Source organism: Methanoculleus chikugoensis, assembly GCF_019669965.1.
GTDB lineage: Archaea > Halobacteriota > Methanomicrobia > Methanomicrobiales > Methanoculleaceae > Methanoculleus > Methanoculleus chikugoensis.
The window spans coordinates 1,504,043-1,518,853 of record NZ_AP019781.1 but is presented as its reverse complement, the minus strand read 5'-3'; the positions used below and the strand labels follow the sequence as shown (position 1 = coordinate 1,518,853).

General features: G+C 62.6%; 10 protein-coding genes. 4 read left to right on the top strand and 6 right to left on the bottom strand.

The genetic code is table 11. The features are described from left to right. The first annotated feature begins 58 nt into the window (after positions 1-58). Together uvrC and uvrB are read left to right on the top strand one after the other, a co-directional pair. The gene (uvrC, locus tag MchiMG62_RS07670) at positions 59-1,609 is read left to right on the top strand and encodes an excinuclease ABC subunit UvrC (RefSeq protein ID WP_221056455.1); all 1,551 of its coding nucleotides are present in this window, start codon (positions 59-61) and stop codon (positions 1,607-1,609) included. Next, complete coding sequence (uvrB, locus tag MchiMG62_RS07665) at positions 1,606-3,534, top strand: excinuclease ABC subunit UvrB (RefSeq protein WP_221056454.1); 1,929 nt, start codon at positions 1,606-1,608, stop codon at positions 3,532-3,534. Before uvrC ends, uvrB begins: the two co-directional genes overlap by 4 nt. Positions 3,535-4,126: 592 nt before the next feature. On the opposite strand, the gene MchiMG62_RS07660 is transcribed toward uvrB, so the two are convergent. From MchiMG62_RS07660 to MchiMG62_RS07650, 3 genes are all read right to left on the bottom strand, one after another. After that, the gene (locus MchiMG62_RS07660) at positions 4,127-4,348 is read right to left on the bottom strand and encodes a PspC domain-containing protein (RefSeq protein WP_221056453.1); all 222 of its coding nucleotides are present in this window, start codon (positions 4,346-4,348) and stop codon (positions 4,127-4,129) included. 88 nt (positions 4,349-4,436) lie between these two features. Beyond that, the gene (locus MchiMG62_RS07655; RefSeq protein ID WP_221056452.1) at positions 4,437-5,696 is read right to left on the bottom strand and encodes a RecQ family ATP-dependent DNA helicase; all 1,260 of its coding nucleotides are present in this window, start codon (positions 5,694-5,696) and stop codon (positions 4,437-4,439) included. A 530-nt stretch (positions 5,697-6,226) separates the two neighbouring features. Further along, positions 6,227-7,018: an N-formylglutamate amidohydrolase gene (locus tag MchiMG62_RS07650; RefSeq protein ID WP_221056451.1), complete on the bottom strand. Its 792-nt coding sequence runs from the start codon at positions 7,016-7,018 to the stop codon at positions 6,227-6,229. A 175-nt stretch (positions 7,019-7,193) separates the two neighbouring features. On the opposite strand from MchiMG62_RS07650, the gene MchiMG62_RS07645 reads away from it, so the two are divergent. Continuing rightward, positions 7,194-8,489: a sodium-dependent transporter gene (locus MchiMG62_RS07645; protein ID WP_221056450.1), complete on the top strand. Its 1,296-nt coding sequence runs from the start codon at positions 7,194-7,196 to the stop codon at positions 8,487-8,489. Between the two features lie 12 nt (positions 8,490-8,501). Here the strand turns inward: MchiMG62_RS07645 and MchiMG62_RS07640 are convergent, their stop codons facing one another. After that, positions 8,502-8,999 carry a redoxin domain-containing protein gene (locus MchiMG62_RS07640; RefSeq protein ID WP_244987624.1) on the bottom strand — a complete coding sequence of 166 codons (498 nt, stop codon included), beginning with the start codon at positions 8,997-8,999 and terminating at the stop codon, positions 8,502-8,504. Between the two features lie 112 nt (positions 9,000-9,111). On the opposite strand from MchiMG62_RS07640, the gene MchiMG62_RS07635 reads away from it, so the two are divergent. Beyond that, positions 9,112-10,431 (top strand): hemolysin family protein, encoded by a 1,320-nt coding sequence (locus tag MchiMG62_RS07635; protein ID WP_221056449.1) that lies wholly within the window; start codon positions 9,112-9,114, stop codon positions 10,429-10,431. A gap of 467 nt (positions 10,432-10,898) precedes the next feature. Here the strand turns inward: MchiMG62_RS07635 and MchiMG62_RS07630 are convergent, their stop codons facing one another. After that, positions 10,899-11,414 carry an FKBP-type peptidyl-prolyl cis-trans isomerase gene (locus MchiMG62_RS07630; protein ID WP_221056448.1) on the bottom strand — a complete coding sequence of 172 codons (516 nt, stop codon included), beginning with the start codon at positions 11,412-11,414 and terminating at the stop codon, positions 10,899-10,901. Then, on the bottom strand, positions 11,414-14,623 hold the full coding sequence (locus MchiMG62_RS07625; RefSeq protein WP_221056447.1) for a tetratricopeptide repeat protein: 3,210 nt from the start codon (positions 14,621-14,623) through the stop codon (positions 11,414-11,416). Before MchiMG62_RS07625 ends, MchiMG62_RS07630 begins: the two co-directional genes overlap by 1 nt. Between the last annotated feature and the right edge of the window lie 188 nt (positions 14,624-14,811).

The following is a 14,811-nucleotide window of genomic DNA, read 5'->3' as shown; positions in this document are numbered from 1 at the left end:
ACGGTTTCCTTCGCGTTTTCGCGCCTTCGCGTGCGATCCACCGGCATGCCTCACACACATGATCGACCTCCAGACCCTCCCAACCGAGCCCGGGTGCTACCTCTTCTCCGACAGTGAGGGCACCATCATCTACGTCGGGAAGGCGAAGAACCTGAGAAGGCGTGTATCGAGTTACTTCTCCCGGCACGACCTCGACCCGAAGACGAGATGCCTCGTCGCCGCGATCGCCGGCCTCGACTTCATCGTCACCGACAACGAGGTCGAGGCGTTCATCCTCGAGAACACCCTGATCAAGAAGCACCAGCCGAAGTACAACATCGACTTGAAGGACGCAAAGCGGTACGCCTACATTCACGTCACCGACGAACCTTACCCCCGGATCCACACCGCCCGCCAGCCCGACGGGAACGGCCGGTACTACGGGCCGTTTGTCTCAGCACGGGAGCGCGAAGACCTCCTCCGGCTCTTAAAGTCGCTCTTCGGGCTCCGGTCGTGCCGGCGTCTTCCCCGCCGCCCGTGCCTCCGTGCCCACATCGGTTCGTGCAGCGCCCCCTGCACGGGAAGGATCGGCGAGGACGACTACCGGGAGCGGGCGAGAAGGGCGGAGGCCGTCCTGAAAGGCGATATCGCCGGGCTCATCCGGACGCTCCGCGAGGAGATGGCAGTCTCGGCAGAGCGGCAGGAGTATGAGCGGGCGATGGAGCTCCGCGACCAGATTGCGGCACTTGAGGGGCTGCGCGAACGCCAGCACGTCGACCGGCAGAAGACCTACAACGAGGACATCGTCAACTATATCGTGAGCGAAGGAACCGTCTTTCTGATGCTCTTCAACGTCGACCGGGGAACGCTCTCGGGGAAGCGCGAGTATACCTTCGACGAGACGGAGGGGTTCCTGGAGGAGTTCCTCGCCCGCTACTACGCCGACCACGAACCGCCACAGGAGGTGATCCTGCCCGTTCCGGTCGACGACGCCGTCGCCGGCTATCTCTCCCATCTCCGGGGCGGCAAGGTCCGTGTGGTCGTGCCGCAGCGGGGCGAAAAGAAGAACCTGCTCGACCTGGTCAGGAAGAACGTCGAGATCGCGTTCTTCGGCGACCGGATCAAACTGGACGAGCTGAAACGCCGCCTGCACCTCCCCGACCTCCCGGTCGCGATCGAGTGCTTCGACATCTCCCACCTCTCCGGGACGGCGATGGTGGGCTCGATGGTCCGGTTCCTCTGGGGAAAGCCCGACAAGCGGAACTACCGCCGATTCAGGATACGGACGGTCGAAGGCGTCGACGACTTCGCGGCCATCGCCGAGGTGGTCCGCCGGCGCTACTCACGCCTCCAGAAGGAGGGCGGCGAGTTTCCCGACCTGATCCTGATCGACGGTGGGAAAGGGCAGCTCGCGGCGGCAACCGCGGTGCTCAAAGACCTCGGGATCAGAGTCCCGATCGCGGCGATCGCGAAGCGCGAGGAGGAGGTCTTCGTGCCGGGCTTCTCCCACCCCCTGCCTCTTGAGCGGCACGAGAAGGCGTCGCTCTTCCTCCAGGAGATCCGCGACGAGGCGCACCGGTTCGCGATCACGTATCATAGAACGCTCAGGAAGAAGACGGTGGCACCATGACGGAATTTCACCTTAAGGCAGACTTCAAGCCAACCGGCTCGCAGCCCGATGCGATCCGGAAACTCAGCGGCGGACTCGACCGCGGCGAGCGGTTCCAGACCCTCCTCGGGGTCACGGGCTCAGGGAAGACATTCACGATAGCAAACGTCGTCGAGGAGGTCCAGAAACCCACCCTCGTCATTGCCCACAACAAGACGCTTGCCGCCCAGCTCTACAACGAGTTCAGATCCTTCTTCCCCGAGAACCGGGTGGAGTACTTCGTCTCCTACTACGACTACTACCAGCCCGAGTCTTACATCGCGAAGCGCGACCTCTACATCGAGAAAGACGCCCAGATCAACCCCAAGATCGAACAGATGCGCCTCGCGGCCACCGCGTCGATCCTTTCGCGCCCCGACACCATCATCGTCGCCTCGGTCTCCTGCATCTACGGTCTCGGGAACCCCGCGAACTTCCAGGGGATGGGGTTCGAGGTGAAAGTCCGGGACAGGATGCGGCGGGACGACATCATACGGAAACTCATCGATATCCAGTTCGAGCGAAACGAGACCGAGCTCATGCCGGGCCGGTTCCGGGCGAAGGGCGACACCATCGATATCATCCCCGGCTACTTCAACAATATCATCCGTATCGAACTCTTCGGGGACGAGATTGACCGGATCAGCGAGATCGACAAGACCTCGGGAGAGCGGCTGGAGGCGATGGACTACTTCTTCGTCTACCCTGCCCGCCACTTTGTCGCCCCCGATGAGGTAAAAGAACAGGCAATAGTCTCGATTGAGGAGGAACTCGAGGAGCGGCTCCCGACCCTCGGGATGCTCGAGGCACACCGCCTCCGCCAGCGGACGCTCTACGACATCGATATGATCCGCGAGACCGGGACCTGCAAGGGTATCGAGAACTACTCCCGCCACTTCGATGGGCGGAAGGCCGGGGAGCAGCCCTATTGCCTGCTGGACTACTTCCCCGAGGACTTCCTGATGGTGATCGACGAGAGCCACCAGACCCTGCCCCAGGTCCGCGGGATGTATCGCGGCGACTATTCGCGGAAGAAATCACTCGTGGACTACGGGTTCCGGCTCCCGTCGGCGTTCGACAACAGGCCGCTGAAGTTCGACGAGTTCTCGGGCTATATGAGAAACGTCATCTTTGTCTCGGCGACCCCGGGAGACTACGAACTGAAGCGTTCGAGCGTCGCGGAGCAGATCATCCGGCCGACGGGGCTCGTTGACCCGGCGGTCGAGGTCCGGCCGATTGAGGGGCAGATCCCGGACGTGATGGCCGAGATCCGGGCAACCATCGAACGCGGCGACCGCATACTGCTGACAACCCTCACAAAACGGCTCGCCGAGGAACTCTCGGAGTACCTGGCCGAGCAGGGGATCAAGACCCGATACCTCCACTCGGAGATCGAGACCATCGAGCGGACGGAGATCATCCGGCAGCTCCGTCTCGGGAAGTACGACGTCCTCGTCGGGATCAACCTCCTGCGGGAGGGGCTCGACATCCCCGAGGTGGGGTTCGTCGGCATCCTCGACGCCGACAAGGAAGGGTTCCTCCGCGACGCGAGGAGCCTGGTCCAGACGATCGGGCGGGCGGCCCGGAACGTCAACGCGAAGGTCGTGCTCTACGCCGACACCATGACCGACTCGATCAAGAAGGCGATGGCCGAGACCGGGCGGCGGCGCGCGATGCAACTTGCGTACAACGCAGAGCACGGCATCACGCCGCAGACGATCGTAAAACCGATCCGTGAGAAAGAGGTCGATATTACCGATATCAAGCACGTCCCGAAGGCGGAGGTCCCGAACCTGATCATCGAGCTCGAGGCCGATATGCGGGAGGCGGCGGAGCGCCTGGAGTTCGAGCGGGCGATTGCCCTGCGGGATACGATCAGGAGGTTGCAGGAGGGGAAGGGACGGTAGAAAGGCTTAAACCTCCGGATTGCCGCGGAGTATGGGCCCGGGAGGCGCTGCGACGGGGTAAGTGGCGCCCTCAGTAATCTCCTCTGGCAGATTGAACGGTCAAAACGATGAAAGAGCCCGGTACAGTGGACCGTGAGAGTATCGCCACCTGGGGGAGAGGCTGACGGGGAGTGCGATGTTCCGTAGGAACGGAGCTCGAGCACCCGAAGGGTGCGGAGTGCGAGCGCAGCGAGCTTGAGCACCGTTAGGTGCGAGGGGGCTGGCCCCCCTCCCCTGTCTCTACCTCACAAAAGGATATCTGTAACCCCCACCCCACCCGGCCTTCGGCCTCCTCCCCCGCACCTGACGGTGCTTTAACTCCTGCCGTTCCGGCAGTCGTTCCCCGCCCACGAGGGGCGGGGGCAGTTCGTGGCGATAGCCGGTGGAAAGCCGTATACGGGCGAGCGATCAAAGGAAGCCTGATTAAGACTCCTGTTATGAGACGAGCAGTATGTCAGGCCTAGTTTTCCTGTTTAAAACATTCTCCGGCACCCACGACCGCCCTCCTCCGAAAAAAAACGGGCGCAGTTTCCCGACCGCACCCTGCCCTCTCTTACGCTTCGCCGAACGTCCCCACCGGGCGTGCCTGTCCTTCTTCGGGCAGGAGGATCCAGAGCAGGATGTAGATGATGATCCCGGGTAAGAATCCCGTGGGCACGGTGAAGATGACCCAGATCACCCGGATGACGTTCGGGTCGATCTCAAGATACTCTCCTATACCGCCGCATATCCCGGCGATCCACCGGTCGGTCGTCGAACGGGTCAACCTCTTCATGAGCAATCTCCTCGAATGCCCATTCTACGGCCCCGGTAATAGATGTTTCTTCTAAAGGAGGGAGAGGGTACCGTGAGGTTCCGGTATTTCATCCCGATGCCTTGCGGGCGGTGCCGCGTTTCCGCCGCCCGGCGCGGGGACGCGCCTTTCCGGCCGAAGCACAGGCATCGCACCCGTTGCAGGGTTCCTCGAAGTGCTCCCCGAAGTACTCGAGGAGCATCTTCCTCCGGCACCCCGTTATGGTGCAGTAGTCGACCATGCTCTGGAGTTTCGAGCGTGCGACCTCGCGCTGGAACTCGGATGCAAGATCGCGGTCGATGAACGATCTGAGGCGCCGTGCATCGTCGTCGCTATAAAAGAGGATGCAGTTGCTCTCCTTCCCGTCCCTTCCGGCCCGGCCGCTCTCCTGGTAGTAGGCTTCAAGCGTCTTCGGCATATCGTAGTGGACGACGGACCGCACATCCGGTTTGTCGATCCCCATCCCGAACGCGCTCGTCGCGCAGACGACCGGAATCTTCCCGCCGATGAACCGATCTTGCGTCTCCGCCCGGGCTCCTGCCGTCATGCCTGCGTGGTAGGGGAGTGCCGGGATGCCGTCGGTGCGGAGCCGCGCCGCGAGCGTCTCAGCCCCCTCCCGGGTCGCGACGTAGATGATCCCGGCGTCCCCTCTCTGACCCTGGAGGTAGGCACGGAGCCGTTCGTACGCGTCCTCCTCTTTTCTGACGACGGCGTAGCGGAGGTTCTCGCGGTTGAAACTCCCGACGTAGACCGAAGGATCCGATAGATTGAGCTGCCGCGCGATATCGTCGCGGACGTCCGGGGTCGCGGTCGCCGTCAGGGCAACCATCGGCACCCCGGGGAACCGTTCCTTGAGCACCGCAAGCGACCGGTACTCCGGGCGGAACTGGTGCCCCCACATCGATATGCAGTGCGCCTCGTCGACCGCAATCAGCGCGACCAGAAGGGACGCCATGAGGTCGAGGAAGTCGTCGCCGACCGCCTTCTCCGGCGAGACATAGAGGATCTGGATCAGGCCCTCGTTGAGTTCCGAGAGGATTCGCCGCGTCGCGGCGTAGGAGCAGGAGGAGTTCAGCGCTTCCGCGCCGATCCCGCGTGCCTGCAGGTCGTCGACCTGGTCCTTCATCAGCGCGATGAGCGGCGATATCACCAGCGTGACACCCTCGCCGATGAGTGCCGGAACCTGGTAGCAGAGCGATTTGCCGCCTCCGGTCGCGAGCACCGCGAGGACGTCGCGCCCCCCAAGAAGATCGCGGATGATCTCTTCCTGATAGGGGTTGAATGCAGAATGCCCGAAGTAGCGCTGCAGTATCAGGTGCAGGCGATCCATCGGTATATAAGTGGGGGCTCTACCGGCATAGTATCTTCGGCCGGAAAATTCCGGTGGAATACGGCTTGATCTGATAAGAATCCTCAGACAGGCTCTGTTGAACTCCTTCTGGATCCTGGAAATTGTAATAAAGGTGCGTGTGCCTATCCAGGCTTCAAGCACCTGAAAAGTCTGAGTACCGGCAATAACACGACTGCAATGAGGAAAGAACCCATACAGTGGACCGTGGGAGTATCACCTTGGGGGGTGGGGACAGGGGAGGGGGGCATGCCCCCTCGCACCTAACGGTGCTCAAGCTCGCTACGCTCGCACTCCCCGTCAGCCCCTCCCCCTGCGGCGATATCCCCTTGAAATCCGTGCCACTGTGGCTGCTGGATATTGCCGGGTATGGAAAGCGTGAGCACCGAAGGTGCAAACCGCACGAATCTTGTAACGATCAACCTATGGATTCATTGCAACCGTGGCACGACACGTTCTACAGAGCAAAGTTTTCTAGAAACGTTTCTCCAAAATGGACTTCCACAGAGTTTTCATCCCGAAACCTCGTCCCAGAACCCGGCAAGGGTCGAGAAGATCCTCCCCCGGAGTTCAACGAGCCGTGCCTCATCGACCTCGCGGCCTTCGGTCTCGTAGAGGCCGCGGTTGATCTCGACCTGAACCCAGGGGATCCGCCGCCGCCGGTAGTGCGCCACCGATATGAACCCGCCCCGGAAGGGATCGTTCATCGCAACCCGCCCCTCACCCTCAAACTCCGCCTGGAACGACCGGGTGAGCGCCTGGAGCCACTCCGGGGGGCAGGTCACGAGACCGCCCGCCCCTTTCGGTCTCCCGTTCCGGTCGCCCCTGTTGCTCAGGCAGAAGAGCGGGCGGGGGCGTCCGGCGTCCATTCTGACCGGCGGTGATCTCGGCAGCATGCTGTGGCAGTCGAAGGCGATCTCGATCGGCCGGGTATCGAGCGCCCCGGCCAGTTGTTTGTGGAAGGGGTGGTAGTAGTACTGCAGGAGGGTGCCTATCAGTTCCCTGCCGGGGGTCTGCCCTCTCTTGAAGACCGGGGTTCCGTCCTGCGTGATGACCTTGACCACGCCGTCCTGCGTCCTTGGCGGGTAGTCGTAGGGCGCCCGGTTGGTATCGACAAAGATCCTTGAGACGTCGAAGTCGACCACCGCCTCCACCGTATCGTCGAACCCGTAGAGGAGGCGGGTGTGGGGATCGCTATTGAAGACAATCTCCTTTCGCGTGAGGTTGACGAGACCGCGGAGTTCGGGCGGGATGGCGGTGCCGCCGTGAGGGATCGAGACGAGGAACGGATACCTTCCGTTCATTCTCTTTCCTCCCTGCCGGCGTATTTCCGGGATCCGGTGCTCATGCTGTTCCTGACCGCACTCGTATGGGGGCACCCGCTACAAAAGTGCAGTGGTCGGGGGTATCCGGCGGAGATGCATATAAAGGCGGAGCGCCTTCTTACCCCTGGGAAACCGTTCTCAACCGGTGAGTGATATGGAACGGGAACAATGGTCGTCAACCCTGGGGTTCATCCTTGCAGGCATCGGCTCGGCTGTAGGAATAGGGAACATCTGGCGGTTCCCCTACATCGTGGGCGTTAACGGGGGCGGCGCGTTCCTGATCCCGTACCTGATCGCCGTCTTCCTCTTCGGCCTCCCCCTGATGGTGCTGGAACTCGCCATCGGTCGCTCGACGGGGACATCGGTCATCTCCGCCTTCCGCTCGATACAGCAGCGGTTCACCGCCGCAGGCCTTGTCATCGTCGCCGTCGCCGGCCTGGTCCTCGGCTACTACCTCGTGATCACGGGCTGGGTGCTCGCATACGCGCTCTCCTTCGCCTTCAACCGGCCGATAGAGTTCGATACGTTTACGGGCTCTTACCTCCCGCTCGTCTTCTTCCTCCTCTCGGGGGTTGCGGTCTATGTGACGGTTCGTTCCGGGGTCAGGGAGGGGATCGAGAGGCTCTCCCGGTACCTCATCCCGGCCCTCCTCGTGATCCTCCTCTTTCTCGTAGCCTTCTCGCTCACCGAGCCCGGAGCCTTCGAGGGGATCGAGTTCTACCTCTCCCCCGACTTCTCCAGGCTGACTGACCCCGCCGTCTGGATCGCGGCCTTCGGGCAGGCCTTCTTCTCGCTCTCCGTGGGCATGGGCGTCCTGCTCACCTTCGGGAGTTACCTCGGGAAAGAGGCCCTCTTCCGGAACGCCGGCATCATCGCCGTTGCCGATATGCTGATTGCGATCCTTGCCGGGCTCGTGATCTTTCCCCTGGTCTTCACCGCGGGCCTTGACCCCGCGGCCGGGGTGAACCTCGCGTTCATCACCCTGCCCACGGCCTTTACACAGATCCAGTACGGGATGCTGCTCGGAGCGCTCTTCTTCCTGATGCTCTTTGCCGCGGCGCTCACCTCGGCGGTCTCCATGCTCGAGGTTCCGACGGCGGCGCTGATGGACTCCTACGGCTACCCCCGGAAGCGTGCCACGCTCCTTGTCTTCGCTGCAATCATGCTCCTCGGGCTCCCGTCCGCTCTCAGTTACACCGCCCTGAACCTCGAGGTCCTCGGGACACCGTTCCTCGACCTTGCCGACTACATGTTCGGGACGATCGGCCTCATCGTCGCCGGGCTGATCGTGAGCGTCGTCGGGGGATGGTTCATGAGCCGAACCCGGATCTGTGCGGAGATCGGCGGTTGCGGGTGGCAGCAGAGAGCCTATATGGCGCTCATCCGATACGGCGTTCCGGCAATCTTACTGATCACGCTTATCGGGAGTTTCTTCCGGGTTGCGGGATGACAAGATGCCGGGCTATATCTCCGGCGCCCGCTCCTCCGCTCGCCTGCTCTTCTCCGGCACGCGGAGAGCGTCGAGGACATCCTGCATATCGGGCACCGTCGTCGCCGTGTATTCCGCGACGAATATGATGCGCCCCACCTCATCGACGACGACGTTCGCCCGCCGGGAGTAGCCTTTTTGGCTATCGAAGACGCCATACATCTGCGCCACGGCACCGTGCGGCCAGAAATCCGCAAGGAGCCGGGTCTTCTTGATACCGAGGCTCCCCGCCCACGCCCGTTTGCAGGGGACGGAGTCCACGCTGATGCCGAGGGCGACGGCATCGAGGGCGTCGAACGTCTCCCGGTTCGCTTCGAGCGCCTTCATCTGTTCGGCACAGATGCGGGTCCATGCCAGCGGATGGAACGAGAGGACAACCCGTTTCCCCGGGAACGCCGATAATCGGATCGTGTTCCCGTTCTGGTCCGGTATCGAGAAATACCCGGCCTGCTCGCCGACTTCGACCACCATGTATCACCGGATGGGACTCTGTCCCGGCGACGATAAATTTTTCCCACGAACACTCCTCTCTCTGCCGGGGAAGTCCCGCAGGTTTAAGGTTCCTGCTGGCAAGAATAGTACAATGCCACCTGCCACCGATATCGCGATCATCGTTCTCCTGATCCTCGCGAACGGCTTCTTTTCGATGGCGGAGTTTGCGCTCATCTCTGCACGAACGGCACGCCTGCAGAAGAAAGCAGCGGAAGGCGACGCCGGGGCCGCCGCCGCCATCGAACTTGCCGACGATCCGACGCAGTTCCTCTCCACCATCCAGATCGGCATCACCCTCGTCGGGATCCTGGCCGGAGCGTTCGGAGGGGCGACGCTCGCGGGGCCTCTTGCGGAAGAATTTGCTAAATTTCCCTTGATCGCGCCATACAGCGGCCCGCTCGCGGTCGCAACTGTCGTTGCCGTCATCACCTACCTGACGCTTGTGATCGGCGAACTGGTGCCGAAACGGGTGGCCATGACCAACGCCGATCGGATTGCATCCCTGGTCTCGCGCCCGGTACGGTTCCTCTCGCTGGTTGCCGCACCGCTCGTCCGGCTGCTGAGCGCCTCGACCGAGGGGGTTCTCATGCTGCTCAGGGTTCGGCAACCTTCGGGGCCCGAGGTGACGGAGGAGGATGTCAGGGTTCTTATTGGGCAGGCCACCCGGGCGGGCGTCTTCGAGGAGGCGGAGCAGGATATGGTGGAGAGCGTCTTCCGCCTCGGCGACCGGCGTGTCAGCGTGCTGATGACTCCGCGGCCCGATATCGTGGCCGTGGACGTTGAAGACCCCGTCGAAGAGAACTGGCAGAAGATGGTGGATTCCCGGCATGTCTATTTCCCGGTCTACCGCGACCACCTTGACAACCTGCTCGGCACCGTCTCGGTCCGCAGCCTCTGGGCGCGGATGATCGCGGGCGAACCTCCCGACCTCTTGAAAGCAATCGAGCCCGCCTTCTTCGTGCCCGAGACTGTCCCGGCACTCTCGGTGCTCGACGAGTTCAAGACCTCCGGGGCACGAATCGCCCTCGTCACCGATGAGTACGGGAGTATTCAGGGGCTGGTTACCATCCACGACATCATGGAATCGATCGTCGGAGATATCCCGTCGGCAGAGTATCCCCCGGAGGGCACGGCAATTCGCCGTGAAGATGGGTCGTGGCTGCTCGACGGGATGCTCCCGGTCGACGAGTTCCACGATCTCCTTGACGTGACGGCTACCCTGCCCGGGGAGGGGCGCGGCTACTACCAGACGGTCGGTGGATTTGTGATGATGTATCTTGAGCGGACGCCGAATACCGGAGATCGGTTCACCTGGAACAGTCTCCGGTTTGAGGTGCTCGATATGGACGGTCACCGGGTCGATAAAGTGCTCGTGACCCCGATGGGGGACGGAAAAACAAAAAATGAGTAACTTTTGGTCTTGTTGAAATTCTCTCCGGAAAGTCGTTGGTCGCGTACCGGACACAGGGTCGGGAGGACTGCACGACTCGAAGCCTGATGGCTTCTCGTGCTCGGTTCCTGTCGGAACATCGCACCTCGCACCTCCGGTGCTCAAGTTCGCTGCGCTCGCACTCCGCACCCTTCAGGTACACGAGCTCCGTTCCTGCGCAACATCGCACTCTCCGTCAGCCCCACCCCCATGGCGACACCCCACGGAAGCCGTGCTATGTGTAATCACAAGAAATCAGCAGATTTGAAGGGCGGTAGCACGAACACCGGAGATGCGAGATGCACAGTTTCCTTGAAATCCGTACCAGTGTGACTGCAGAAACGCGGTTTCTGAGTTCTCTGCAACTGCGATAGAGGCCGATCTGCAGAGTGAGGTTTGTTCCAGGGACGACGCTCCAGAGGGAGTTCCAAAAAAGTGTTGAGTAATCCCTACACAATCTCGACGAGACGGACGCTGAACGTGAGATCCTCGCCCGCGAGGTGGTGGTTCGCATCGACGGTGACCGCATCGGCCGATACGGCGACGACCTTTGCGGGCAGCATCTGCCCATTCTGCAGGGATAATCCGACCTGATCGCCGACCGTCAGGTTCTCCACGCCGGCGATTCCGGCAGGATCGATGGCGAAGATGAGATCCTCGCGGTACGGCCCGTACGCCCGGTCGGCCGGGATCTGAAGGGTCTTCTCCTCACCAACCTGCATCCCGACGACACCTTCATCGAACCCCGGGATCACCCGGCCGGTGCCGACGGTAAAGCGGAGCGGTTCGCGCCCGGCGGAACTGTCGAAGACCGTCCCGTTATCGAGGGTGCCGGTGTAGTGAACCAGCACCGCATCCCCGGACTTCACCCGCTCCCCTTCGCGGTTGCCTGCGACACAGCCCGAGCAGAGAGCCAGGACGCACGCGATCAGCAGCAAGACGCTGTACGCCTTCCTTCCCCTCATTATTCTTCACCTCCGCCCCCGTTCTCGAGCGCTTTTCCGAAGCACTCCACCGCGTCGGCAAACCTGCCCTGCTTGTCGAGCGCTCTCCCTTTCAGGTACCATGCCCGGGCATGGCGGGGTTCGGCCTCGAGAACGCGATCGAAGCAGGCAGCCGCCCGGTCGGGTTTGCCCAGGTGGCTGAGAGCGAGCCCCTTCGCGAGCCAGGCATGGATGTCTTCCCCACCCAGCTCGACGGCCTTGTCAAACGCTTTGACGGCTTCTTCGTGCAGTCCCAGCGCATCCTTGAGCGTTCCCGTCGCGTTCCAGATGGCCGCGTTCTTCGGGTCGATCGAGAGCGCTTTCTCGTAGCTCGCGAGGGCGTCGTCGTACCTGCCCGCCTTCTCGAGCACCGTCCCCCGCATGAAGAGCGCGGCGGGGTTCTCGTCCTGGATAACGATGATCTTGTCGATCGACTTGACCGCCTCTTTGTATCGCCCGAGGTGGATGAGGGCCGACGAGCGGGCATGGAGAGTCTCGATGCTGGTCGGTTCCCGGTCGAGCACCTGCGTGTAGGCGACGAGGGCATTCTCGTACCTGCCGGCCTTCTCGTGAGCCTCGCCGAGCCTTCGCAGGGTGAGAACATCGGCCGGATCGGCTTCGATCACCTTCTCGAAGCACTCCACCGCGTCGGCGTAGCGGCCGAGCCACATGAAGACCTCGCCGCGCCGCTGCCAGGCAGCCCGGTTCTCCGGGCTCGCCTCGACGATGCTGTCGGAACACTCGAGCGCCTCCTCGTACCGCCCCATGTGCACGAGGGCGCTCTCGAGGGTGTACCATGCTTCGGTGTCGCGCTCGTCGCCCTCGAGCACCAGCGCGTACTGCTTGATCGCGTCGCTGAACTTCCCGTCCCGTTCGAGCGCCATGCCGAACGCCATTCTGGCGTCGCGGTCATCGGGGGAGCCTTTCAGGTAACGTTCATATGCTTCCGCCGCCTCTTCGTGCTTGCCGACGGCTTCGAGCATATCTGCCCGGATCCTTGCAACCGCGGCGTTCGAGGCGTCGGCGGCGAGCACCCGGTCGCAGCACTCGATCGCCTTCTGGTGTTTGCCGAGCCGTGCGAGGGTGACGGCGAGCGCAAAGCATGCGCCGGTATCCTCCGGCCGGCCTTCGGTCACTTTCGCGTAGCACTCGGCTGCATCCGCGTACTGCCCCATCCTCTCCAGCGCCCGGCCCCGGTTGAACCACGCAAAGAAGTTCTCCGGATCGGCAAGCGTGACCCCCTTGAACCGTCCGGCAGCCTCCTCATACCGCCCGAGCATGGCGAGAACAAACCCGAGACCTGCCGAGTATCCCCCGGCTTTCGGATCGGCTGCAAGGAGGGCTTCGTAACACCCGACAGCTGCATCGTAGCGGCCGAGGGCCTCGAGGATCCATGCTTTCCGAAGAATCGTCCCGGTGTCCCCGTGACCGGCCTGCGTCAACCGGTCGATGGATCCAAGTGCCTCTTCATACCGTCCAAGGCGTTCGAGCGCCGTGCTCCGGCCGAGCAGAGCGGCACGGTCGGCCGGGTCGGCCGAGAGCGCCCCGTCGTAGCAGGCGAGCGCCTCCTCGTACCGTCCAAGATGCATGAGCGCTTCTCCCCTGCTGTTCTCCCCCGCCGCATCCCCTGGATTGACGTTGAGGAGGGCTTCGAATGTCTCTGCCGCCTCCGCATACCGTCCAAGATGGAGGAGAGCGTCTCCCTTCCGGTACAGGAGATGGGGTTCGTCGCCGCCGGCTCCCCGCACCGAACCAAGGCACGCCAGCGCATCGTCGTGCCTGCCGAGGTTTATGAGCGCGTCCGCCTTCATCGACACGGCGACGGCGTTATGCGGTTCTTTCTCAAGAACCGCATCCAGGCAGCGTACTGCCTCCTCATACCTGCCGAGATGGAGGAGCGCTGTGCCGCTCCGCTGCAGGATTGAGACGTTTCCGGGTTCTGCCTCAAGGACACGCTCGAAGTCCTTCTGTGCCTCGGCATACCGGCCCAGGTGGAGCAGCGCAGTCCCCCGGCAGTTGTGGACGAGCTCGTTCAACGCATCGAACTTCAGCGGTTTCTGTCTCCGGGGCGCTCCCGCTTCGTCCCGCTCGAAGAGCGCGAGGTCGGTGCCGTCTCCGATCCACTTCATCCCGGTCGTCGCCCGGCTCTCGAGCACGCGGTCGAACGACCGGATCGCCTCGGTATACTGGCCGAGACGGAAGAGTGCCATGCCGCGGGCGTACCATACCTGGACCTGACCCTGGTCGTGTTTCAGGATATGGTCGAAGCTCTTGACTGCCCGCTCGTAGCGGCCGAGAGCGTCATAGACCATCCCCATGGCGTAGCGCACCGGGACGTGATCCGGGTCCGCGAGGGCGACTTTCTCGAAGCACTCCAGCGCTTCTCCGTGCTTTCCTGCGCGGAAGAGCATCGAGCCGCGGTGATACCAGGCGGGGACGTTTTCGGGCTCGACGGCAACGATCTCGCCGCAGCAGTCGGCGGCCTCCTGGAACCGGCCGAGATACTCGAGCGCCCGGGCCTTGCCGTAGAGCGCGTCGATGTTCCCCGGTTCCGTATCGAGTGTCCGGTCGAACATACCGGCGGCTTTCGAGTGAGCGCCCTGGTAGAGGTATGCTGCCCCGATGCGAGCAAGCAGATCGGTGCTGCCGGGATTCGTCCTGAGGACCTTCTCGAAGCATGCCGCCGCTTCCCGGTAGTCCCCGGCCCGCTCGAACATCCTCCCGCACCTCTCCCGCAGGACGATGTTCTCCGGGTCCCCTGCCAGCGCCCGTGTATAGGCCGATGCAGCCTCGGCATACCGTCCGAGCCGTTCAAGCATCTCCCCGTGCCAGTACGAGGCATTCGTATCCGCGGGTTCTCCTTCGACGATCTGTGCGAAACACCCCGCCGCCTCCTCGTACTCGCCGGTTCTGGCGAGGACATGCCCCAGCACCCGGAGCGTCCCGGCATCGTCGGGAGCCGACTCGATGGCCTTCTTCAGCCACTCGGCGGCTTCGCCGTCCCTGCCGAGACAGGCGAGCGCCCGCCCCATATACAGCCGGGCAAATCCGTTCTCAGGCTCTATCTTGAGCGCCTTCTCGAAACTCTTCACCGCCTCGCTGTAGTTTCCGGCCTCGAACTGAGACGTCCCCTGCTGTATCGAGGGGTTTGCGTTCTTCCCCTGACCCAGAATATTACTGAAGAAATCCATCCGACATCATCTGCCGCTGCTCATTTGATGCGCGATCATTCAACGTCGCATTCTCTGTAGGCGGCTGCCCGTAACGGAGGCAGCCGGTCTTTTCTAACATTGATGCGCCGGCCAGTATTTGAAAGGACCGATTGTGAGTGAACGGACTGACCCAGGATATAATGGGTGTTAGAGATTCTTAAAAGAGT

Coding starts and splice junctions, on each gene's coding strand:
- MchiMG62_RS07655 (WP_221056452.1), bottom strand. CDS start 5,696: ATGGATCGCCTGCACCTGATACTGCAGCGCTACTTCGGGCATTCTGCA.
- MchiMG62_RS07630 (WP_221056448.1), bottom strand. CDS start 11,414: ATGAGGGGAAGGAAGGCGTACAGCGTCTTGCTGCTGATCGCGTGCGTC.
- MchiMG62_RS07625 (WP_221056447.1), bottom strand. CDS start 14,623: ATGGATTTCTTCAGTAATATTCTGGGTCAGGGGAAGAACGCAAACCCC.
- MchiMG62_RS07645 (WP_221056450.1), top strand. CDS start 7,194: ATGGAACGGGAACAATGGTCGTCAACCCTGGGGTTCATCCTTGCAGGC.
- MchiMG62_RS07660 (WP_221056453.1), bottom strand. CDS start 4,348: ATGAAGAGGTTGACCCGTTCGACGACCGACCGGTGGATCGCCGGGATA.
- MchiMG62_RS07635 (WP_221056449.1), top strand. CDS start 9,112: ATGCCACCTGCCACCGATATCGCGATCATCGTTCTCCTGATCCTCGCG.
- uvrB (WP_221056454.1), top strand. CDS start 1,606: ATGACGGAATTTCACCTTAAGGCAGACTTCAAGCCAACCGGCTCGCAG.
- uvrC (WP_221056455.1), top strand. CDS start 59: ATGATCGACCTCCAGACCCTCCCAACCGAGCCCGGGTGCTACCTCTTC.
- MchiMG62_RS07650 (WP_221056451.1), bottom strand. CDS start 7,018: ATGAACGGAAGGTATCCGTTCCTCGTCTCGATCCCTCACGGCGGCACC.
- MchiMG62_RS07640 (WP_244987624.1), bottom strand. CDS start 8,999: ATGGTGGTCGAAGTCGGCGAGCAGGCCGGGTATTTCTCGATACCGGAC.